This window comes from Curtobacterium sp. VKM Ac-1393 (assembly GCF_015350995.1).
Classification (GTDB): Bacteria; Actinomycetota; Actinomycetes; order Actinomycetales; family Microbacteriaceae; genus Curtobacterium.
On record NZ_JADKRW010000005.1, the window covers coordinates 45,272 to 66,126 of the forward strand.

At 69.2% G+C, this 20,855-nt stretch carries 18 protein-coding genes; 7 read left to right on the forward strand and 11 right to left on the reverse strand.

The genetic code is table 11. The annotated features are described in order from the left end of the window. Positions 1–3: 3 nt before the first annotated feature. Genes ITJ59_RS12080 through sufB form a run of 3 tightly spaced genes read right to left on the reverse strand, consistent with a single transcriptional unit; the run spans position 4 to position 3,056 of the window. Positions 4–330 (reverse strand): non-heme iron oxygenase ferredoxin subunit, encoded by a 327-nt coding sequence (locus ITJ59_RS12080; RefSeq protein ID WP_194651356.1) that lies wholly within the window; start codon positions 328–330, stop codon positions 4–6. Next, a complete protein-coding gene (gene sufD, locus ITJ59_RS12085) occupies positions 330–1,637 on the reverse strand; it encodes a Fe-S cluster assembly protein SufD (RefSeq protein ID WP_194651357.1) in 1,308 nt (435 codons plus the stop codon). Before sufD ends, ITJ59_RS12080 begins: the two co-directional genes overlap by 1 nt. Beyond that, complete coding sequence (gene sufB, locus ITJ59_RS12090; protein WP_123339675.1) at positions 1,638–3,056, reverse strand: Fe-S cluster assembly protein SufB; 1,419 nt, start codon at positions 3,054–3,056, stop codon at positions 1,638–1,640. It abuts the gene before it with no gap. Between the two features lie 252 nt (positions 3,057–3,308). On the opposite strand from sufB, the gene ITJ59_RS12095 reads away from it, so the two are divergent. Continuing rightward, entirely contained in the window at positions 3,309–4,283 is a 975-nt protein-coding gene (locus ITJ59_RS12095) for a COX15/CtaA family protein (RefSeq protein ID WP_194651358.1), read from the forward strand. 375 nt (positions 4,284–4,658) lie between these two features. Here ITJ59_RS12095 and ITJ59_RS12100 read toward each other — a convergent pair whose 3' ends face one another. Continuing rightward, complete coding sequence (locus ITJ59_RS12100) at positions 4,659–5,585, reverse strand: heme o synthase (protein WP_194651359.1); 927 nt, start codon at positions 5,583–5,585, stop codon at positions 4,659–4,661. Between the two features lie 402 nt (positions 5,586–5,987). On the opposite strand from ITJ59_RS12100, the gene tkt reads away from it, so the two are divergent. From tkt to pgl, 6 genes are all read left to right on the forward strand, one after another. Next, a complete protein-coding gene (gene tkt / locus ITJ59_RS12105) occupies positions 5,988–8,081 on the forward strand; it encodes a transketolase (protein ID WP_194651360.1) in 2,094 nt (697 codons plus the stop codon). A 156-nt stretch (positions 8,082–8,237) separates the two neighbouring features. Beyond that, the gene (gene tal, locus ITJ59_RS12110; protein WP_194651363.1) at positions 8,238–9,350 is read left to right on the forward strand and encodes a transaldolase; all 1,113 of its coding nucleotides are present in this window, start codon (positions 8,238–8,240) and stop codon (positions 9,348–9,350) included. Next, the gene (locus tag ITJ59_RS12115) at positions 9,350–10,948 is read left to right on the forward strand and encodes a glucose-6-phosphate isomerase (RefSeq protein WP_194651365.1); all 1,599 of its coding nucleotides are present in this window, start codon (positions 9,350–9,352) and stop codon (positions 10,946–10,948) included. The genes tal and ITJ59_RS12115 overlap by 1 nt, the downstream gene beginning before the upstream one ends. A 23-nt stretch (positions 10,949–10,971) precedes the next feature. Beyond that, positions 10,972–12,510, forward strand: a complete 1,539-nt coding sequence (gene zwf / locus ITJ59_RS12120) for a glucose-6-phosphate dehydrogenase (RefSeq protein WP_194651366.1) — start codon at positions 10,972–10,974, stop codon at positions 12,508–12,510. Continuing rightward, positions 12,507–13,451, forward strand: a complete 945-nt coding sequence (locus ITJ59_RS12125) for a glucose-6-phosphate dehydrogenase assembly protein OpcA (protein ID WP_194651367.1) — start codon at positions 12,507–12,509, stop codon at positions 13,449–13,451. Before zwf ends, ITJ59_RS12125 begins: the two co-directional genes overlap by 4 nt. 98 nt (positions 13,452–13,549) lie before the next feature. Next, complete coding sequence (gene pgl, locus ITJ59_RS12130; RefSeq protein ID WP_194651368.1) at positions 13,550–14,320, forward strand: 6-phosphogluconolactonase; 771 nt, start codon at positions 13,550–13,552, stop codon at positions 14,318–14,320. A 464-nt stretch (positions 14,321–14,784) separates the two neighbouring features. Here pgl and ITJ59_RS12135 read toward each other — a convergent pair whose 3' ends face one another. The 7 genes from ITJ59_RS12135 to rapZ all read right to left on the reverse strand — a co-directional run bounded on the left by ITJ59_RS12135 (position 14,785) and on the right by rapZ (position 20,802). Then, a complete protein-coding gene (locus ITJ59_RS12135) occupies positions 14,785–15,153 on the reverse strand; it encodes an RNA polymerase-binding protein RbpA (RefSeq protein ID WP_027465686.1) in 369 nt (122 codons plus the stop codon). Positions 15,154–15,156: 3 nt separating this feature from the next. After that, entirely contained in the window at positions 15,157–15,408 is a 252-nt protein-coding gene (gene secG / locus ITJ59_RS12140; protein ID WP_017887256.1) for a preprotein translocase subunit SecG, read from the reverse strand. A 111-nt stretch (positions 15,409–15,519) separates the two neighbouring features. Continuing rightward, positions 15,520–16,299, reverse strand: coding sequence for a triose-phosphate isomerase (tpiA, locus tag ITJ59_RS12145; RefSeq protein ID WP_194651370.1), 780 nt, complete (start codon positions 16,297–16,299; stop codon positions 15,520–15,522). A gap of 43 nt (positions 16,300–16,342) precedes the next feature. After that, positions 16,343–17,560, reverse strand: coding sequence for a phosphoglycerate kinase (locus ITJ59_RS12150; RefSeq protein WP_194651372.1), 1,218 nt, complete (start codon positions 17,558–17,560; stop codon positions 16,343–16,345). A gap of 3 nt (positions 17,561–17,563) precedes the next feature. Beyond that, positions 17,564–18,568 carry a type I glyceraldehyde-3-phosphate dehydrogenase gene (gene gap / locus ITJ59_RS12155; protein ID WP_194651374.1) on the reverse strand — a complete coding sequence of 335 codons (1,005 nt, stop codon included), beginning with the start codon at positions 18,566–18,568 and terminating at the stop codon, positions 17,564–17,566. A gap of 279 nt (positions 18,569–18,847) precedes the next feature. Then, entirely contained in the window at positions 18,848–19,828 is a 981-nt protein-coding gene (gene whiA / locus ITJ59_RS12160) for a DNA-binding protein WhiA (protein ID WP_111083957.1), read from the reverse strand. A gap of 74 nt (positions 19,829–19,902) precedes the next feature. Continuing rightward, complete coding sequence (rapZ, locus tag ITJ59_RS12165; RefSeq protein ID WP_194651375.1) at positions 19,903–20,802, reverse strand: RNase adapter RapZ; 900 nt, start codon at positions 20,800–20,802, stop codon at positions 19,903–19,905. Positions 20,803–20,855 lie beyond the last annotated feature (53 nt).

Consider the following 20,855-nt stretch of genomic DNA (forward strand, 5'->3'; position numbering starts at 1 on the left):
GGTCTAGTCGACCGGGACGGTGTCGTGCACGTCGACGTAGACCTCGCCGTCACGGACCTCGACCCGGAAGACCGGGACGGGCTCGTACGCGGGGAAGTTCTGCGGCTTGCCGGTGGTCAGCGAGAAACGGGACCCGTGCGCCCAGCACTCGAGCGAATCACCCTCGACGAAGCCCTCGGCGAGCGAGATGTCGCCGTGGGTGCAGGTGTCGCCGATCGCGTGCACGGTGCCGGACGAGTCCTTCACGATGGCCACCGCGGTGCCGTCGACGACGGCGCGCATCGGGCTGTCGACAGCGATCTCGGACTCCGCGCAGACCTTCGTGGGCATCAGGCGTCGGCCTCAGCCGTCGCGACGGTGTCTGCCTCGGCACCGGACTCGTCCGGCGCGACGATCACCGAGTGACCGTCGGCGAGTTCCTGCTCGACCGCGGCGATGAGGCGTTCCTCGAGCTCGGGGGCACCGATCTTCTGGATGACCTCGACCAGGAAGCCGAGCACGACGAGACGACGTGCCTCTTCTTCGGGGATGCCACGGGCCTGCAGGTAGAACAGCTGCTCGTCGTCGAAGCGACCCGTCGCACTCGCGTGCCCGGCGCCCTCGATGTTGCCCGTCTCGATCTCGAGGTTCGGGATGCTGTCGGCACGGGTGCCGTCGGTCAGCACGAGGTTGCGGTTCTGCTCGTAGGAGTCGGTGCCGTCACCGGCGCGGCCGATGAGCACGTCGCCGATCCAGACCGTGTGCGCACCCTTGCCCTGCAGTGCACCCTTGTAGTTGACCCGACCGCGCGTGTTGGGCGCGTCGTGGTTCACGTAGACCTGCTGCTCGATGTACTGGCCGGCATCGGCGAAGTACACGCCGTACATCTCGGTGTCGGCACCCTGGGCACCGAGGTGCGTCGAGGGGTTCACCCGGATGACGTCACCACCGAGCGAGACCACGACGTGCTTGAGGAAGGCGTCGCGGCCGACCTCGGCGAAGTGCGTCGACACGTGCACGGCGTCGTCGTCCCAGTCCTGCAGGCTGACGACGGTCAGGCGTGCGCCGTCCTGCACGACGATCTCGATGTTCTCGCTCAGCAGCGCGCTGCCGCGGTTGTCGATGACGACGATGCCCTGGGCGTGCGGCTCGGCCGTGATGACCGTGTGCGCTGCGCGGGGCTGCGTGCCGAAGTCGGAGCGCGTGATGGTGATGAACTCGTGCGCCTCGGTCGACTTGACGGTGACGGCGAGGACGGCGTCACGAGCCGTCCAGGCTGCGGCGGCCGCACGGTCCTCCGGCAGGCCGGCGGTGCCGACACGGGGGTCGTCACTGCGACCCCACTCGACGTCGGCGCCGTCGGACTGACGGGCGAGGAACGGGTAGGCGGAACCGTCGAGGTCACCGTCGAGGAGCGGCTGGAGCTTCGCCAGGGGCGCGAACTTCCAGTTCACCTCGCGCCCGGTGACGGTCGGGAAGGCGCCGAGGTCACCGGACTGGAACCGCTCGGAGCGGGTCTGGACCGGGATCTTCTTGTCGGGGGCGTCCCAGCCGCCGTCGGAGTGGGCTCCGGCGCCGTGCTGAACGGTCGCCGCAGGCGCCGCTGAGGCCGCTGGTTCGATCGGCTGGTCGATGTGGGGAGGGGTAGTGCTGGACATCTAGCCGACGGATCCTTCCATGCTCATCTCGATGAGCTTGTTGAGTTCGAGCGCGTACTCCATCGGGAGCTCGCGGGCGATCGGCTCGATGAAGCCACGGACGATCATCGCCATCGCTTCGTCCTCGGCCATGCCGCGGGACATCAGGTAGAAGAGCTGCTCCTCGCTCACGCGCGAGACCGTGGCCTCGTGCCCGAGCTGGACGTCGTCGACGCGGATGTCGATCGCCGGGTAGGTGTCGCTCCGGCTGATGGTGTCGACCAGCAGCGCGTCACACCGCACGGTGTTCGCCGCGTGGTGTGCGGACGGGTCCACCCGGACCTCGCCGCGGTAGCCCGCACGACCGCCGCCGCGGGCGATCGACTTCGAGACGATCGACGACGTCGTGTACGGCGCCATGTGGATCATCTTCGCGCCGGCGTCCTGGTGCTGGCCGGGGCCGGCGAACGCGACGGAGAGGGTCTCACCCTTGGCGTGCTCACCGGCGAGGTAGATCGACGGGTACTTCATCGTGACCTTGGACCCGATGTTGCCGTCGATCCACTCCATCGTGGCGCCCTCGTGCGCGATCGCGCGCTTGGTCACGAGGTTGTAGACGTTGTTCGACCAGTTCTGGATCGTCGTGTACCGAACGCGGGCGTTCTTCTTCACGATGATCTCGACGACGGCCGAGTGCAGCGAGTCCGACTTGTAGATCGGCGCCGTGCAGCCCTCGATGTAGTGGACGTACGAGTCCTCGTCCGCGATGATCAGCGTCCGCTCGAACTGGCCCATGTTCTCGGTGTTGATACGGAAGTAGGCCTGCAGCGGGATCTCGACGTGGACGCCCTTCGGCACGTACACGAACGAGCCGCCGGACCAGACGGCCGTGTTCAGCGCCGCGAACTTGTTGTCGCCGGCCGGGATCACGGTGCCGAAGTACTCCTGGAAGAGCTCGGGGTGCTCGCGGAGCGCGGTGTCGGTGTCCATGAAGATGACACCCTGCTGCTCCAGGTCCTCGCGGATCTGGTGGTACACGACCTCGGACTCGTACTGCGCGGCGACGCCGGCGACGAGGCGCTGGCGCTCGGCCTCGGGGATGCCGAGCTTCTCGTAGGTCGCGCGGATGTCCTCGGGGAGGTCCTCCCACGACTGCGCCTGCTTCTCGGTGGAGCGCACGAAGTACTTGATGTTGTCGAAGTCGATGCCCGTGAGGTCGGCGCCCCAGGTCGGCATCGGCTTGCGGCCGAAGAGCTGCAGGCCCTTGAGCCGGTTCTTGAGCATCCACTCGGGCTCGTGCTTGAGGTTCGAGATGTCGGTGACGACCTCGTCCGAGACACCACGGCGGGCCGAGGCCCCGGCGGAGTCGGAGTCGGACCAGCCGAACTCGTATTGCCCGAGCCCTTCGAGCTCCGGACGGTCGATGAGCACGTCGGACATGGTCTCCTCGTTTCCTTCTCGCGGGACAGCGTCTTCAGGGGTGAACCCGTGGCGTCTGGACGCCATTCCACCGCAGACCGCTGACAAGCGGTCACGGTGCTGCTCCCTCGCAACGACAATGGTTCCACGCAGTCCCTGGATCGATCGGCGATCTCGGCCCATTCGGAGCCGGCGCCTGCCTAGACTTGACTGCTGCTGAACCCTCGAATCCTACAGGTTCACTGCACGGAACAACAGGAAGGCACCACCCTCGTGACTCGCGTCGGACCCCCCGTCGACCAGGAACTCCGGACCGGACGGTGGTGGTCGCTCCCCCGCGTCGTCGACCGGCGGGTCATCGCACTGGCGTGGGCCTCGTTCGTGGTCGAGGTCATCCTGATCGGCACCGGTGGCCTCGTCCGCCTGACCGCGTCGGGCCTCGGATGCCCCACCTGGCCCAAGTGCACGGCCGATTCCCTGGTCTCGACGCCTGAGATGGGCATCCACGGGATCATCGAGTTCGGCAACCGGATGCTCACCTTCGTGCTCGTCATCGTGGCGATCGCGATGTTCCTGGCGGTCGTCCGGATGCTCCGCACGCGTCCCGAACTCTTCTGGCTCGCGTTCGCTCAGGGCGTCGCGATCCCGATCCAGGCGGTCATCGGCGGCTTGAGCGTGTTGACCAGCCTCAACCCGTTCGTCGTCGGTCTGCACTTCGTCGTGTCCGCCGCCCTCACCTCCGTCACCGCGGCGCTGGTGTACCGGACGACGCACGGCCCCCGCACCGCCCGCCGTCTGGTCCCCACCTGGTACACCGGTGTCGTCCGCGGCACCGTCGCCGCCGTCGTGGTCACCGTGCTCGTCGGCATCCTCACCACCGGCAGCGGCCCGCACGCCGGTGCCGACGAGGCCGTCGACGGCGGACGCCTGCACCGCACCGGGTTCGACCCAGCGGTGCTCGAGCACCTGCACGCCTGGCCCGCGTACGTGCTCTTCGCGCTGACACTCGTGCTCGTCGTCGGCGCGGTGCGCCTGCGACTGTCGAGCAAGTGGGCGCTCCTGCTGCTCGTCGTCGAGTTCCTGCAGATCGCCGTCGGACTCACCCAGGCGCGCACGGGCTTGCCCGTCGGACTGGTCGGCACGCACATGGTGCTCGCCGGACTGCTCGTCGGGGCGGTGACGGCCGTCGTGCTGTCCACCCGCGCGAGCGCCGGTCGCGAGGCCGCGCGCGAACCCCTCGACGCCTGACGCCCGGGCGCGTCGCGCCGGTCGGGCGCACCGCTGCTGCGACACCCCACGAGTCGATCGACTCGTGGGGTGTCGTTCGTTGCGCGTGCATCGGATGCCTGCGCATGGTCCGTCAGTCCACGCGACGATCGACCGGTGGATCGTCGCAGAACGCGTGCGCCTCGCGCCCACGCACGCACACGGCGGCCGGGAGGCCCGTGGCCGTGTCCGCCACGGGCCTCCCGGCCGCCTGGTGGGAACGTCACCCGCCGCAGCACGCCGGCGTCATCGTGTCACGCCCCGGAATGCACGAGACGCCGCCGAATACGGCGGCGTCTTGCGGACACGGCGGCGTCTCGCGGACACGACAGCGTCTCGCGACGCCCGCCGTAACGGCTAGAAGGTGAAGACCTGCGGCAGCAGCGGGTCGATGCCCACGGCGATGAACAGCAGGGTCAGGTACGTGATCGAGCTGTGGAACACGCGCATCGGCTGCACGTGCTCGACGTGCTGGATCACCCGCGAGTACAGCCGGTGCGACTCGACGACGAACCAGATGCCCCCGGCCAGCGCGACCACGGTGTAGAGCGGGCCCATGTGCGCCACGGGGATGAGCAGCAGCGAGCAGACGAGCGTCGCCCAGGCGTAGAGCACGACCTGCAGACCGACGACGGTGCGGCCGCGGACCACGGCGAGCATCGGGACGTCGGCGGCGTCGTAGTCGTCGCGGTACTTCATCGAGAGCGGCCAGTAGTGCGGCGGCGTCCAGAGGAAGATCACCATGAACAGGATGACCGGTGCCCAGGTCAGCGAACCGGTCACGCCGGCCCAACCGATCAGCACGGGCATGCAGCCGGCCGAGCCGCCCCAGACGATGTTCTGGGGCGTGCGGCGCTTGAGCCACAGCGTGTAGACGAACACGTAGATGAGGATCGCGATGACGCTGAGCGCCGCGGCGAGCCAGTTGACCAGGAAGCCGAGGACCGCTGTCGACAGGACGCCGAGGATCCACGAGAACACGAGTGCCTGGCGGTCGGTGAGTTCACCAGTCACCAGGGGCCGGGTGCTCGTCCGCTTCATCAGGCGGTCGATGTCGCGGTCGATGTAGCAGTTGAAGGCCGATGCCGAGCCCGCGGACATCGCGCCGCCGAGCATCGTCCAGAACACGAGCCACAGGTCCGGGACGCCCCGCGCGGCGAGGAACATCGTCGGCGCGGTCGTCACGAGCAGCAGCTCCATGACCCGCGGCTTCGTCAGGGAGACGTACGCACGGACCTTGCGGGACAGCGGCGATCGGGGTCGATCGGTGTCGGGCCTGGTCACGGTGGCAGTCGGCAAGGGAACCTCAGTCTGTTCGCATCAGCTCGCACACTCGGTGGACGACTGCGGCGGCGTCCGGGCGTGCGCTGACCCGGAATGTCCACGGGTCGTCGACAGTTTACGCGATGGAAGCGCCGCGATGATGCCCCGCTTCCCCACGACACGCCCGGCGAACGCGTCCTGCGCGACCCGAGTCATGAACATCGGGGGTCACCTGAACCCCTTCTGAGTGGCTGGTCACTATGCTGGACATGCCCTCCCGCAGTGCGTGCCCCGATGACGTCGGTCGCGATGAGCCGGTCGGCCGCCGCATGACGGCGACACGACTCGGCCCCGGGATGGCCACATGTCCGTGCGATGGCACGAGCCCTCGCACATGTCGCATCAAGAAGGGTCAACATCCAAGTGGCTGAATTCACCTGGGACGCCATCGACCGGAAGGCCGTCGACACGGCCCGCGTTCTCGCCGCCGACTCGGTCGAGGCCGCCGGCAACGGTCACCCCGGCACCGCGATGAGCCTCGCGCCGCTCGCACACCTGCTCTTCCAGAAGGTGATGCGTCGCGACCCGAGCGACTCCACCTGGATCGGCCGCGACCGCTTCATCCTCTCCGCCGGTCACGCCTCGATCCTCCAGTACGTGCAGTTCTACCTGCACGGCTACGGCCTCGAGCTCGAGGACCTGCAGCACCTGCGCAAGTGGGGCTCGAAGACCCCGGGTCACCCGGAGTACGGCCACACCGACGGTGTCGAGATCACCACCGGCCCGCTCGGCCAGGGCCTCGCCAGCGCCGTGGGCTTCGGCTACGCGCAGCGTTACGAGCGCGGCCTGTTCGACCCGGAGACCGCCGACGGCGAGTCGCCCTTCGACCACTTCACCTACGTGATCGCCGGCGACGGCGACATGCAGGAGGGCGTGACGAACGAGGCCGCGAGCCTCGCCGGCCGCCAGCAGCTCGGTCGCCTGGTCGTCTTCTACGACTCGAACCAGATCTCGATCGAGGACGACACCGACATCTCCTTCTCGGAGAGCGTGCCGGACCGCTACGAGGCACTCGGCTGGCACGTCCAGACCGTGGACTGGAAGAAGACGGGCGAGTACTCGGAGGACGCCGAGGCGCTCTTCGCCGCGGTCGAGGCCGCCAAGGCCGTCTCCGACAAGCCGTCGCTCATCGTCCTCAAGACGATCATCGGCTGGCCGTCGCCGACCAAGCAGAACTCCGGCAAGATCCACGGCTCCGCGCTGGGTGCCGACGAGCTGAAGGGCCTCAAGGAGGTGCTCGGGTTCGACCCCGAGCAGACCTTCCACGTCGACCCCGAGGTGCTCGAGTACACCCGTGGCGCCATCGCCAAGGGCCAGGAGCAGCACGCCGAGTGGACGAAGACCTTCGACGCGTGGGCTGCGGCCAACCCGGAGAAGAAGGCCATCCTCGACCGCATCAACGCGGGCGAGCTGCCCGAGGGCCTCGAAGCGGCCCTGCCGGTCTTCCCGACCGAGAAGGCCGTCTCGACGCGTGCCGCCTCCGGCAAGGTCATCAACGCCATCGCGCCGCTGATGCCCGAGTTCTGGGGCGGTTCGGCCGACCTCGCCGAGTCGAACCTCACCACGATCGAGGGCGCGAAGTCCTTCGGTCCGGCCGAGGCGTCGACCAAGGCGTGGAGCACCGACCCGTACGGCCGCGTGCTGCACTTCGGCATCCGCGAGCACGCGATGGGCTCGATCCTCTCCGGCATCGTCCTGCACGGCAACACCCGCCCCTTCGGTGGCACCTTCCTGATCTTCAGCGACTACATGCGCCCGGCGGTCCGTCTCGCCGCGCTCATGCAGGCGCCGGCGATCTACGTCTGGACGCACGACTCCGTCGCCCTCGGCGAGGACGGCCCGACGCACCAGCCGATCGAGCAGATCTCCGCGCTCCGTGCGATCCCCGGTCTCGACGTGGTCCGCCCCGCCGACGCCAACGAGGTCGCGTACGCGTGGCTCGAGATGCTCAAGCACACCGACCGTCCGGCGGGCATCGCGCTGAGCCGTCAGAACCTCCCCGTGTTCGAGCGTGGCGAGGGCGACGCCTCCGGTGAGGTCTTCGCCTCGGCGAAGAACGTCGCCAAGGGCGCGTACATCCTGGCCGAGGCGCCGAACGGCACCCCGGACGTGATCCTCATCGCGACCGGTTCCGAGGTCCAGATCGCCGTCGAGGCGCGCGAGCAGCTCAAGGCCGAGGGCATCAACGCCCGCGTCGTGAGCGCCCCGTCCCTCGAGTGGTTCCGCGCCCAGTCCGAGAACTACCAGGACCAGGTGCTCCCGAAGGACGTCACCGCACGCGTGTCGGTCGAGGCCGGCATCGCCATGAGCTGGCGCGACATCGTCGGCGACAAGGGCCGCAGCGTCTCGATCGAGCACTTCGGTGCATCGGCCGACTACCAGACGCTCTTCAAGGAGTTCGGCTTCACGACGGAGCACGTCGTGGCCGCCGCGAAGGAATCGCTCGCGGCTTCCTGACCCACGCGGGGCCGGGTCCGGTTCGCCGGATCCGGCCCTTCTGCCGGGAGGCGCGGCTCGGCTCCGCCACGCGCCTCCCGGTCCCCCAGACCCCGACTCCACGGCCCCCGTCGCATCCACGACGACGGCCAGTCGATGAAAGAAGAAGAGAAACACATGGCTGAGAACACCCCCACCGCCGCCCTCTCCGCGGTCGGCGTGAGCATCTGGCTCGACGACCTGTCCCGCGAACTGCTGGAGACCGGCAAGCTCGAGTCCCTCATCGCCGAGAAGAACGTCGTCGGTGTCACCACGAACCCGACGATCTTCGCGTCGGCCCTCGCCAAGGGCGAGCGGTACGACGCACAGGTCAAGGAGCTGGCCGCTGCCGGCACCGACGTGACCAGCGCGATCTTCGAGATCACCACGCAGGACGTCGCCAACGCATCCGACGTCTTCAAGCCGATCTACGACTCGAGCAACGGCTTCGATGGCCGTGTGTCGATCGAGGTCGAGCCGGGCCTGGCCCACGAGACCGCCAAGACCATCGAGCAGGCCAAGTTCCTCTTCGACAAGGTCGGCCGCGAGAACGTCCTCATCAAGATCCCCGCCACGGTCGAGGGCCTCGAGGCCATCACCGAGGTCATCGGCGCCGGCATCTCGGTCAACGTCACCCTGATCTTCTCGCTCGAGCGCTACCGCGCTGTCATCGACGCCTACCTCGGTGGGCTCGAGAAGGCCAAGGCCGCCGGCCACGACCTGTCGAAGATCCACTCCGTCGCCTCGTTCTTCGTGTCGCGCGTCGACTCCGAGATCGACAAGCGCCTGGACGCCGTCGGCACCGACGAGGCCAAGGCCCTCAAGTCGAAGGCCGGCATCGCCAACGCGCAGCTCGCCTACCAGGTCTGGACCGAGGCGTTCGCCTCCGAGCGTGCCCTCGGCCTGCTCGAGGCCGGTGCGAACACGCAGCGTCCGCTCTGGGCCTCGACCGGCGTCAAGGACCCGTCGCTGCCCGACACCCTCTACGTGACCGAGCTCGCCGCGCCGAACACCGTCAACACGATGCCGGGCAAGACGCTCGACGCCACGTTCGACCACGGCGAGATCCACGGCGACGCGATCGCCGGCACCTTCGACGACGCGCAGCAGGTCCTCGACCAGCTCGCCGCGCAGGGCATCGACTACGACGACGTCGTGGCGCTGCTCGAGAAGGAGGGCGTGGACAAGTTCAACGTCTCGTGGGGCGAGCTCGTCGACACCGTCAAGACCGCGCTCGAGGGCGCCAAGTAGTGACGGTTTCCATCGCTGCCAGCGGCGACGCCGCGCGGGCCATCGACTCGGTGGTCCCGCGGCTCGTCGCTGACCTGGTGGCCTCGGGCATCACCGCCCAGGACGCCGAACTGTGGGGACCGGACGCCGAGGCCGAGGCGTCGAAGCGCCTCGGCTGGGTAGAGGCCGTCTCGGTCTCCCGCCCGCTCGTCGACCAGATCACCGCGCTGCGCGAGTCGCTCCGTGCCGAAGGGGTCGACCACGTCGTCCTCGCCGGCATGGGCGGCTCGTCGCTCGCGCCCGAGGTGATCACGCGCACCGCCGGCGTCCCGCTGACGGTGCTCGACTCGACCGATCCCGCGCAGGTCCGGGCCGCCGTCGCGACGAACCTCGAGCGCACCGTGCTCGTCGTCTCGTCGAAGTCGGGCTCCACGCTCGAGACCGACTCGCAGCGCCGTGTGTACGAGCAGGCGTTCCGCGACGCCGGGATCGATCCCGCCGCCCGCATCGTCGTCGTCACCGACCCGGGCTCCGCGCTCGAGGCCGTCGCGACGGACGCCGGCTACCGCGTCTTCACCGCCGACCCCACCGTCGGCGGCCGCTACTCGGCGCTCACCGCCTTCGGCCTCGTGCCCTCGGGGCTCGCCGGAGCGGACATCGCCGAGCTGCTCGACGAGGCAGATGCCATCTCCGCACTGCTGTCGGTGGACCTCGACGAGAACCCCGGGCTCGTGCTCGGTGCGGTCCTCGCCGGCACCGACCCGCTGCGCTCCACGATCGCGATCGTCCCGGACGGCACCCACATCGTCGGCTTCGGCGACTGGGTGGAACAGCTGATCGCGGAGTCGACCGGCAAGAGCGGTCGCGGCCTGCTGCCCGTCGTGCTGCACGCCGACTCCCCCGAGGTGTCCGCCGCACTGCCCGACGTCCAGGTCATCCGCCTGGTCGGGTCGCGCGAGGACGAACGCCACGTCGCCGAGGGCGAGGTCGAGATCACCGGCACGCTCGGTGGCCAGTTCCTCGTCTGGGAGTACGCGGTCGCGGTCGCCGGGCGACTGCTCGGCATCGACCCGTTCGACCAGCCCGACGTCGAGGCCGCCAAGGTCGCGACCCGTGCGCTCCTCGACGACCGTCCGGCCGCAGCAGAACCCGCGTTCACCGAGGACGGCATCGCCGTCTCCGCGACGCCTGGACTGCCGGTCGGGACGACGCTCGCAGAAGCTGTGTCGGGCCTCCTGTCCGCACTGGACCAGACCGGCTACGTGGCGGTGCAGGCGTACGTCGACCGCACCACGAACGGCGACCTCGAGACGCTCCGCGACGCCCTGGCGGCGCGCACGCGTCGTCCGGTCACCTTCGGGTACGGACCGCGGTTCCTGCACTCGACCGGCCAGTACCACAAGGGCGGCCCTGCCACGGGAGTGTTCCTCCAGATCGTGGCCGACGAAGCGGAGGACCTGGCGATCCCGGGTCGACCGTTCTCGTTCGGGCAGCTCCTCCAGGCCCAGGCCGCCGGCGACGCGAGTGTCCTCGCACAGCACGGCCGCCCGGTCCTCACCCTCACGACGTCGGACGTGCACGCCGCCACCGCGGCCATCGCCTCCGCCGTCTCCCACTGACTCTCGAAGGAGATCACCGACTCATGTCACCGGTGGCAATCACCCCGGAGCACAACCCGCTCCGGCTGCCGACCGATCGTCGACTGAACCGGATCGCGGGACCGAGCACGCTCATCATCTTCGGCGTGACAGGTGACCTGTCACGCAAGAAGCTGATGCCCGCGGTCTACGACCTGGCCAACCGTGGGCTCCTGCCCCCGGGGTTCGCGCTCGTCGGGTTCGCCCGTCGCGACTGGGAGGACCAAGACTTCTCCCAGCTCGTGCACGACGCCGTCAAGGAGCACTCCCGGACCCCGTTCGACGAGGACGTCTGGCGTCAGCTCGAACAGGGCATCCGCTTCGTCCAGGGCTCGTTCGACGACCCCGAGGCCTTCCGTGAGCTGAAGCGCACGGTCGACGACCTCGACGCCGAGCGCGGGACGCTGGGCAACCACGCGTTCTACCTGTCGATCCCGCCGAAGATGTTCCCGGTCGTCACCGAGCAGCTGAAGCTGTCCGGCCTGACCGAGAAGCGCGAGGGCTCGTGGAGCCGTGTGGTCGTCGAGAAGCCGTTCGGCTCCGACCTCCGCACCGCCCGTGAGCTGAACGCGATCGTCGAGAGCGTCTTCGCTCCCGACGACGTGTTCCGCATCGACCACTACCTCGGCAAGGAGACCGTCCAGAACCTGCTGACGCTCCGGTTCGCGAACCAGATGTACGAACCTATCTGGAACTCGAACTACGTCGACCACGTCCAGATCACGATGGCCGAGGACATCGGCGTCGCCGGACGTGCCGCGTACTACGACGGCATCGGTGCGGCACGCGACGTCATCCAGAACCACCTGCTGCAGCTCCTCGCGCTCACCGCGATGGAGGAGCCCGTCTCGTTCAAGGCCGCCGACCTGCGCGCCGAGAAGGAGAAGGTCCTCTCCGCGGTGCGCCTGCCCGAGGACCTGTCGACGGCCACCGCCCGCGGGCAGTACGCCGGCGGGTGGCAGGGCGGCGAGAAGGTGCTCGGATTCCTCGACGAGGGCGGCATGGACCCCGAGTCCGGCACCGAGACCTACGCGGCCATCAAGCTCGACATCGCGACCCGTCGCTGGCAGGGCGTGCCGTTCTACCTGCGCGCCGGCAAGCGTCTGGGCCGACGGGTGACCGAGATCGCGATCGTGTTCAAGCGCGTCCCCGAGGACGTCTACGGCAACTCGCAGTCGCCGCTCGGTCAGAACGCGCTCGTCATCCGTGTCCAGCCGGACGAGGGGGTCACGCTCCGCTTCGGCTCGAAGGTCCCGGGCGTCGGCACGCAGGTGCGCGACGTCACGATGGACTTCGGCTACGGCCACGCGTTCACCGAGGCCTCCCCCGAGGCGTACGAGCGACTCATCCTCGACGTGCTCCTCGGCGACCCACCGCTGTTCCCGCGGCACCAAGAGGTGGAACTGTCCTGGAAGATCCTCGACCCGATCGAGGAGTTCTGGGCCACGCAGGGCCAGCCCGAGCAGTACCGTCCCGGCACGTGGGGTCCGGAATCGGCCGACGCCCTGCTCGCCCGCGACGGCCGGACCTGGAGGCGTCCATGAAGATCGACCTGCCGAACACCACGGTCTCGAAGATCCAGAAGAAGCTCGTCCACATCCGCGAAGAGGGCGGCGCTGTCGCTCTCGGTCGTGTCCTGACCCTCATCATCTCGACGGCCCTGGGCCACGAGGAAGAGGCGATCGAGGCGGCGAACGAGGCGTCGCGCGAGCACCCGATGCGCGTGATCATCGTGTCGAAGAACGCCGGTGACACGAAGTCGCCCGGCCGTCTCGACGCGCAGATCCGTGTGGGCAGCGACGCGGGCGCCAGCGAGGTCATCGTCCTCCGCGCGTACGGCGAGACCGCGACCGACGAGGAGAGCCTGGTCACCGGCCTGCTCCTGCCGGACGCGCCCGTCGTCGCCTGGTGGCCACAGACCGCCCCGGAGCAGCCGTCGGCCTCGGCACTGGGCCGCATCGCCCAGCGCCGGATCACCGACGCAGCCGCACAGAAGGACCCCAACGGCGCGATCGAGGCCCTCGGTGCCTCGTACGTGCCGGGTGACACCGACTTCGCGTGGACCCGCCTGACCCTGTGGCGGAACCAGCTCGCCGCGGCGCTCGACCAGCCGCCGTACGAGCCCATCACCGGCGTCGAGGTCTCCGGGGCGTCGGACAGTCCGTCGACGATCCTGCTCGCCGCGTGGTTGCAGCTGCAGCTCGAGGTGCCGGTCACGGTCACCACGTCGCCGCGTGCCACCGGTTCGAGCGGCATCCACGGCGTCAAGCTCGTGCGCGAGTCCGGCACCATCGAGCTCGAGCGTTCCCTGGTGGACGTCGCGACGCTCTCGATGCCCGGGCAGCCGACGCACGACCTGTCGCTGCCACGCCGCAACCTGCGCGACTGCCTGGCCGAGGAACTCCGTAGACTCGACCCGGACGTCCTCTTCGGAGACGTCGTCAAGCACGGGGTTCCCCAGCTGCGCGAGACCATCGCCCGCTGAGCACCCCACAACGGTCGGGCCGTCTGTCTGGTGCAGACGGCCCGACCGGACCGAAGGCGGTCGTACGACCGGTCGGCCGCCACGAACACGGGAGTCACGTGACCAACGAACGGCGGGTGCTCGTGCACCCGGACAAGCAGGCCCTCGGCGCTTCGGTCGCCGCACGCTTCATCACCAAGATCATCGACGTGCTCGACGAGCAGGAGCGTGCCGACATCGCGATCAGCGGTGGCTCGGTGTCCTCTCTCGTCCTCGCCGCGATCGGCAAGTCGCCGGCGCGCGAGAGCGTCGACTGGTCGAAGGTGCACGTCTGGTGGGTCGACGAGCGCTGGGTTCCGGCCGGTGACGCCGACCGCAACACCACGGGCACGCAGACCGACTTCTTCGACCACGTCGACATCCCGGAGTCGAACATCCACCCGATGCCCGCTTCCGACGCCGGCATCGACATCGAGGCCGCCGCGCTGCAGTACGAGCGCGAGCTGCAGGACGCCGCGTACGAAGGCGCCGTCGCTCCGCGCTTCGACATCACGCTGCTCGGCGTCGGCCCCGACGGGCACACCGCGTCGCTGTTCCCCGAGTTCCCGCAGCTCACCGTCACCGATCGCGCCGTCGTGTCGGTCGACGACTCCCCCAAGCCGCCGCCGCAGCGTCTGACCGTCACCTACCCGGTGATCAACGCCTCGCAGCGCGTCTGGGTCATCCTGTCCGGTGCCGAGAAGGCGTCGGTCCTCGGGCTCGCCCTTGCGGGCGCCTCCGTCGAGGACGTCCCCGTCGGTGGTGTCCAGGGCCGGAAGCGCACCGTGTTCTTCGTGGACCAGGACGCCGCGCGCGACGTCCCCGAGAACCTGATCGCGTCGACGTACTAGACGCGCGTCCTGCCTGACGGGAGGCCCGGTGCCAGCTGGCACCGGGCCTCCCGTCTGTCGTCTGGTCGCGTCCACCGCGCGCGTCCGCCTGCCCACCGCCCGCCGCCCGCCCCGAGGTTCCGAAATCTCGGCATGTCGGCGCGCGCCTCGCCCGTCTCTGGAACCTCGGCGGAGCGCACGCGGCGTGTTGTGGAACCTCGACGATTGCAGGTGGAGCAGATGTTGTACGCGTCCGGCACGGGCGCGCTGCATGCACGACACGCCACACGCTCGGCGTCGAGGTCGCACGAACGGCCGCCGGAGCAGCTCCGGATGACGAGATTTCGGAACCTCGGCGTGGCTCGAGGCCGCTGTGGCATCTCGGCGGAGCGCACGCGGCGTGTCGTGCAACCCCGAGAGCGCTCAGCGACACACGAAGGCCCCCGCGCCATCTCGGTGCGGGGGCCTTCGTCAGTGTGGGGGCGCTACGCCTTCTTGGCCGCGGTACCGCGACGTTCGCGAAGCTGCTGGAGCGCGTCCTCGAGGAGCTGCGCTGCCTCTTCCTCGGTACGACGTTCCTTCACGTACGCGAGGTGCGTCTTGTAGGGCTCCGTCTTGGAGACCACGGGCGGGTTCTCCTTGTCACGCCCCGCCGGCAGACCGCTCGACGGTGAATCGACCGTCTCGGGGATCTCTTCGTCGGGCAGGTTCGCGGCGAAGTACCGCACGACCTCGTTGCCGAGGGCGTCCCAGTACGAGATCGCCACACGCTCTGCCTGGACCCCGCGGTCCTGCTCCCCCATCGGACCCGCGCCGACGCGAGACCCTCGGATTGCACTGCCTCCGCTTGCCATGGATCAGACCCCCGCCGTGAACTTGTTGATGAGACCGAGCACGATGATGGAGACGATCCAGACCAGACCGAGGATCACCGTGATGCGGTTGAGGTTGCGCTCGGCCACGCCGGACGCACCGAGGTTGCTCGTGACCCCACCGCCGAACATGTCGGAGAGGCCACCACCGCGGCCCTTGTGCAGCAGGATGAGGAGCGTGAGCAGGAGGCTCGTGATTGCGAGCAGGACCTGCAGCACGACGGAGAGTATCGCCACGACGTACCTTTCGTGTCAGTCAGCCGTACCAGTGTACCGGCCGCGCGGAGCACGGCCGGTACCTGGACGGGAGTGGTGCGGACGCCAGTCCGCGACAACAGCGCCTGTCGACTACAGCCCGACGTGCTGGCGGAACCGGGCGATCGCCGCGAACTCCTGCACGTCGAGCGATGCGCCGCCGACGAGGGCACCGTCGATGTCGGGCTCGCGGAGGAAGCCCGCGATGTTCCCGGACTTCACCGAACCGCCGTAGAGCACACGGGTGTCGGCAGCCGCCTGGTCACCCCAGGCTGCCGCGATGCCGCGACGGATGGCTGCGCACTCGTCCTGCGCCTGCTCGGCCGTGGCAGCCTGACCCGAGCCGATGGCCCAGACGGGCTCGTACGCCACGACGATGTCGGCGGGCTTGACGGCGTCGAGCACGACACGGAGCTGCTCCACCGGCACGACACCGGCGCCGCGCTCCTCACGCTGCTCACCGGTCTCGCCGACGCACACCACCGGCACGAGGCCGTGCTTGACCGCCGCGGCGGTCTTGGCTGCGACGACCTCGTCGGTCTCACCGTGCAGCGTGCGCCGCTCGGAGTGCCCGACGATGACGTACTGGGCATCGAGTGCGGACAGGAACGCGCCGGAGACGTCGCCCGTGTAGGCACCGGAGTCGTACTGCGACAGGTCCTGCGCACCGAAGTGGATCGGCAGCTTGTCGGCCGAGATGAGCGTCTGCACGCTCCGCAGGTCGGTGAAGGGCGGGAACACGGCGACCTCGACGTCGTCGAAGTCGTGGCGGGCGTCCTTCAGGGTCCACGCGAGCTTCTGCACCGTGGCGATGGCCTGGAGATGATCGAGATTCATCTTCCAGTTGCCGGCGATGAGCGGGACGCGGTTCATGCTGCATCTCCCAACGCGCGACGGCCGATCAGCGGCGTACGGGTCATGCGGACCACCCCAGTGCTTCGAGACCGGGGAGCGACTTGCCCTCGAGGAACTCGAGGCTCGCACCACCACCGGTCGAGATGTGCCCGAACTGGTCGTCCGAGAAGCCGAGCGAGCGGACGGCAGCGGCGGAGTCGCCACCGCCGACCACACCGAGGCCGTCGACCTCGGTCAGGGCCTTGGCGACGGTCTTCGTGCCAGCGGCGAAGGCCGGGAACTCGAACACGCCCATCGGACCGTTCCAGAACACCGTCTTCGAACCGGACACCGCCGACGCGAACCGCGCCGCCGTCTCCGGGCCGATGTCGAGGCCGATGCCGTCGGTGCCGAACGACGACGACTCGATCGCGTCGGCCGACACGGTCTCGTGCGCCGCGTCAGCGGAGAACCCGGAGGCCACCACGACGTCGGTCGGCAGGTCGATCGTCACGCCGAGCTCCTTCGCGCGCGAGAGGTACTCGCGGACGACGTCGAGCTGGTCGGCTTCGAGGAGCGACTTCGCCACCCCGTGGCCCTGGGCCGCGAGGAAGGTGAAGAGCATGCCCCCACCGATGCAGAGCGTGTCGACCTTCGGCAGGATGTGGTCGATGACCCCGAGCTTGTCGCTGACCTTGGACCCACCGAGCACGACCGTGTACGGCCGTTCCGGCGAGGTGGTCAGCCGCTCGAGCACCCGCAGCTCGGTCTCGATCAGTGAACCGGCCGCACTGGGCAGCGCGGACGCGAGCTCGTAGACCGAGGCCTGCTTGCGGTGCACGACCCCGAACCCGTCGGACACGAAAGCGTCTCCGAGCGCAGCGATGCGGTCCGCGAACGCCTGGCGCGCGGCGGCGTCCTTCGAGGTCTCCTCCGGGTTGAAGCGGAGGTTCTCGAGCAGCAGGACGTCACCGTCCTCGAGGGCCTCGGCGGCTGCGGTCGCCTCGTCGCCGACGGTCTCGCCGACGAACGTGACCTCTTTGCCGAGCAGCTCGGAGAGCCGCTGGCCGACCGGCGCGAGCGAGAACTCCGGCTTGGGTTCCCCGTCGGGGCGGCCCAGGTGGGAGATCACGATGACGCGCGCGCCGGCGGTGATGAGGGTGTTCAGGGTCGTCAGCGACGCCCGCACGCGGCCGTCGTCCGTGATCGTGCCGTCCTTGAGCGGGACGTTCAGGTCACAACGGACGACGACGCGCTTGCCGGCGAGGTCGCCGAGGTCCTCGAGGGTGCGGAGGGCCATGTGTTACAGACGCTCGCCGACGTACTCGGTCAGGTCGACGAGACGGTTCGAGTAGCCCCACTCGTTGTCGTACCACGAGGTGATCTTCACGAGCCCGCCGATGACCTTGGTCAGGCCGGAGTCGTAGATCGAGGAGTGCGGGTCCGTCGTGATGTCGGTCGACACCAGCGGGTCCTCGCTGTAGAGCAGGATGCCCTTGAGCGGGCCCTCTGCGGCCTCCTTGTACGCGGCGTTGATCTCGTCGACGGTGACCTCGGACTTGGTCTCGAGGGTGAGGTCGGTGATCGAGCCGGTCGGGACCGGGACGCGGAGCGCGAAGCCGTCGAGCTTGCCGGCGAGCTCCGGCATGACCTGGCCGATGGCCTTCGCGGCACCGGTCGAGGTCGGGACGATGTTCAGCGCGGCCGCACGGGCACGACGGGGGTCCTTGTGCGGGCCGTCCTGCAGGTTCTGGTCAGCGGTGTAGGCGTGGATCGTGGTCATGAGGCCACGCTCGATGCCGAACTTGTCGTTGAACACCTTGGCGAGCGGCGCGAGGCTGTTCGTGGTGCACGACGCGTTCGAGATGATGTGGTGGTTCGCCGGGTCGTACTGGTCCTCGTTCACGCCGAGCACGATGGTGACGTCGTCACCGGTGGCCGGGGCGGAGATGATGACCTTCTTGGCGCCTGCGTCGATGTGCTTCTGCGCATCGGCGGCCTTGGTGAAGAAGCCGGTCGACTCGATGACGATGTCGACGCCCAGCTCGCCCCAGGGGAGGTTCGCGGGGTCGCGCTCCGCGAGGACCTTGATCGGCTTGCCGTCGACGACGATGCTGTCACCGTCGAGCTCGACGGAGACACCGAGACGACCCGTGATGGAGTCGAACTTCAGCAGGTTCGCCAGCGCGGCGTTGTCGGTGAGGTCGTTCACCGCCACGATCTCGAGGTCGGAGCCCTTCGCGAGGGCGGCCCGGAAGAAGTTGCGGCCGATACGGCCGAAGCCGTTGATACCGATCTTGACGGTCAATGGATCTCCTGGTGGGTGTGGAGCGTCCGAGGGACGCTGCTTTCGGAGGGCGATGGCCCTGTCGGACCCGCGTGTGGTGGACGATACGCCCGTAACGTCGCCGAAACGACCCTAGCAGTCGGACACTGCCAGGCCGTGCCGGATGACGGTCCGTCCGGACGGTTGCGCGAGGCGTCCTGCGGGACGTCGGCGCAGCCCGAGAAAGCGGCCACAGAACGGACGGGAGGCGCGGTGCCAGCTGGTACCGCGCCTCCCGTCATGCAGGTCGGACGACCCGTCTCAAACGCCTTCGAGCTCCTCGGGGACGCTCGCTTCCGTCCCGGGGATGCCGAGGTCGGACGCGCGCTTGTCGGCCATCGCGAGGAGCCGACGGATGCGACCAGCGATGGCGTCCTTCGTCATGGGCGGGTCGGCGTGCTGGCCGAGCTCGTCGAGGGACGCGTCGCGGTGCTGCAGGCGCAGCGCGCCGGCGTACTGCAGGTGGTCGGGGACCTCGTCGCCGAGGATCTCGAGCGCACGCTCGACCCGGGCACAGGCAGCGACGGCGGCCTGCGCCGAGCGGCGGAGGTTGGCGTCGTCGAAGTTGACGAGGCGGTTCGCGGTCGCACGGACCTCGCGACGCTGCCGCATCTCCTCCCAGTCGGCGGTGGTGCGGGCGGCACCCATCACGGTGAGCATCTGGCCGATGGCCTCACCGTCGCGGATGACGACGCGGTGCACGCCACGGACCTCGCGGCCCTTCGCGGCGACGCCGAGACGCGACGCGGCACCGACGAGGGCCATGGCGGCCTCGTTGCCGGGGCAGGTGACCTCGAGCGCGGCGGCCCGACCCGGGTCGGTCAGGGTGCCGGAGGCGAGGAACGCACCACGCCAGATCGCGGCGAGGTCCTCGCGGTTGCCGGTCGTGAGCCGGTTCGGGAGCCCGCGGACGGGACGACGACGGGCGTCCATCAGACCGGTCTGGCGCGCGAGGGTCTCCCCCGCCTCGAGCACGCGGACCAGGTAGCGGGTGCCGCGACGCGACGACGCGGACGAGCCGACCGACGCCTCGCTCCGGACGCCGTACAGCTCGGCGAGGTCCTTGCGGACCCGGTGCACGATGATCCGGGTGTCGAGCTCCACCTCGACCGCGATGCGGCCCGAGATGACGTGCAGACCACCCGCGAACCGGAGGATCGTGGCCAGTTCGGCGGCGCGGACCGTGTTGCGGTTCACGGCGACCCTGGCCAGTTCGTCCTTGACCTCGGCAGTCAACGGCACAGCATCATTCCTAACGTTCATCTGGTGGTCCCGCGATTCCGGCGGCACGTGCATGGGAGCGGCCGGAGGGACGGTCACTCCCGGCCGAGATCTCGGTTCTTCACACGCACGGCGACGCCAGGCATCCCGCGGAGGAGGTTCGCCAACTCGGCGACGATGGCGACCGAGCGGTGCTTCCCGCCGGTACAGCCGATGGCGATCGTAGCGTGTCTTTTGTTCTCGCGCTGGTACCCCTCGAGCACCGGCTCGAGCACGGAGACGTACCGGTCGACGAACGGACGGGCTCCGGCCTGGGCCAGCACGTAGTCCGAGACGGGCTGGTCGAGGCCCGTGTGGGCCCGGAGTTCCGGGACCCAGTAGGGGTTCGGCAGGAACCGGACGTCCGCCACCATGTCGGCGTCGGCGGGCAGTCCGTACTTGAACCCGAAGCTCATGAGCGTCACCTGAACACCCACGAAGTGATCGTCGGCGAACTGCTCGGTGACGGTGTTCGCGAGCTGGTGGATGTTGAGGTCCGAGGTGTCGATCACCATGTCGGATGCTTCGCGCAGTCCGGCCAGCCGGGTCCGCTCGCGCGCGATGCCGTCGAGCAGGGTGTCCTCGCCCTGCAGGGGGTGCGGGCGTCGGACCTGTTCGAAGCGCCGCACCAGCACGGCGTCGGTGGCTTCGAGGAACAGCACCCGGACCCGCGCGGACGTGGTCGACCGCACCTGCTCGACCGCGTGCTCCGGGTCCGTGAAGAACCGTCCACCGCGGACGTCGACGACCGTGGCGATCTTCGGGATCTTCTCGCCGGCGCGGTCGGCCAGCTCGGTGAGCGGGGCCAGCATCTGCGTCGGCAGGTTGTCGACGACGTACCAGCCCAGGTCCTCGAGGGCCTTACCGACCGTCGAGCGTCCGGCCCCGGACATGCCGGTGACGATGAGGATGTCGTGCTGCGACGAGTGTGGGGTCGCGGTGGCGCTGTCGGTCATCTGGGAGTGGGCTCCGTCGTGGCGGCCCGGGCGCGTCGCCCGGGGAGGTCTCG

Bases quoted from the DNA above. Each gene is read 5' to 3' on its own strand.
- ITJ59_RS12080 (WP_194651356.1), bottom strand. From the start codon at position 330: ATGCCCACGAAGGTCTGCGCGGAGTCCGAGATCGCTGTCGACAGCCCG.
- sufD (WP_194651357.1), bottom strand. From the start codon at position 1,637: ATGTCCAGCACTACCCCTCCCCACATCGACCAGCCGATCGAACCAGCG.
- sufB (WP_123339675.1), bottom strand. From the start codon at position 3,056: ATGTCCGACGTGCTCATCGACCGTCCGGAGCTCGAAGGGCTCGGGCAA.
- tal (WP_194651363.1), top strand. From the start codon at position 8,238: ATGGCTGAGAACACCCCCACCGCCGCCCTCTCCGCGGTCGGCGTGAGC.
- zwf (WP_194651366.1), top strand. From the start codon at position 10,972: ATGTCACCGGTGGCAATCACCCCGGAGCACAACCCGCTCCGGCTGCCG.
- ITJ59_RS12125 (WP_194651367.1), top strand. From the start codon at position 12,507: ATGAAGATCGACCTGCCGAACACCACGGTCTCGAAGATCCAGAAGAAG.
- ITJ59_RS12135 (WP_027465686.1), bottom strand. From the start codon at position 15,153: ATGGCAAGCGGAGGCAGTGCAATCCGAGGGTCTCGCGTCGGCGCGGGT.
- tpiA (WP_194651370.1), bottom strand. From the start codon at position 16,299: ATGAACCGCGTCCCGCTCATCGCCGGCAACTGGAAGATGAATCTCGAT.
- ITJ59_RS12150 (WP_194651372.1), bottom strand. From the start codon at position 17,560: ATGGCCCTCCGCACCCTCGAGGACCTCGGCGACCTCGCCGGCAAGCGC.
- rapZ (WP_194651375.1), bottom strand. From the start codon at position 20,802: ATGACCGACAGCGCCACCGCGACCCCACACTCGTCGCAGCACGACATC.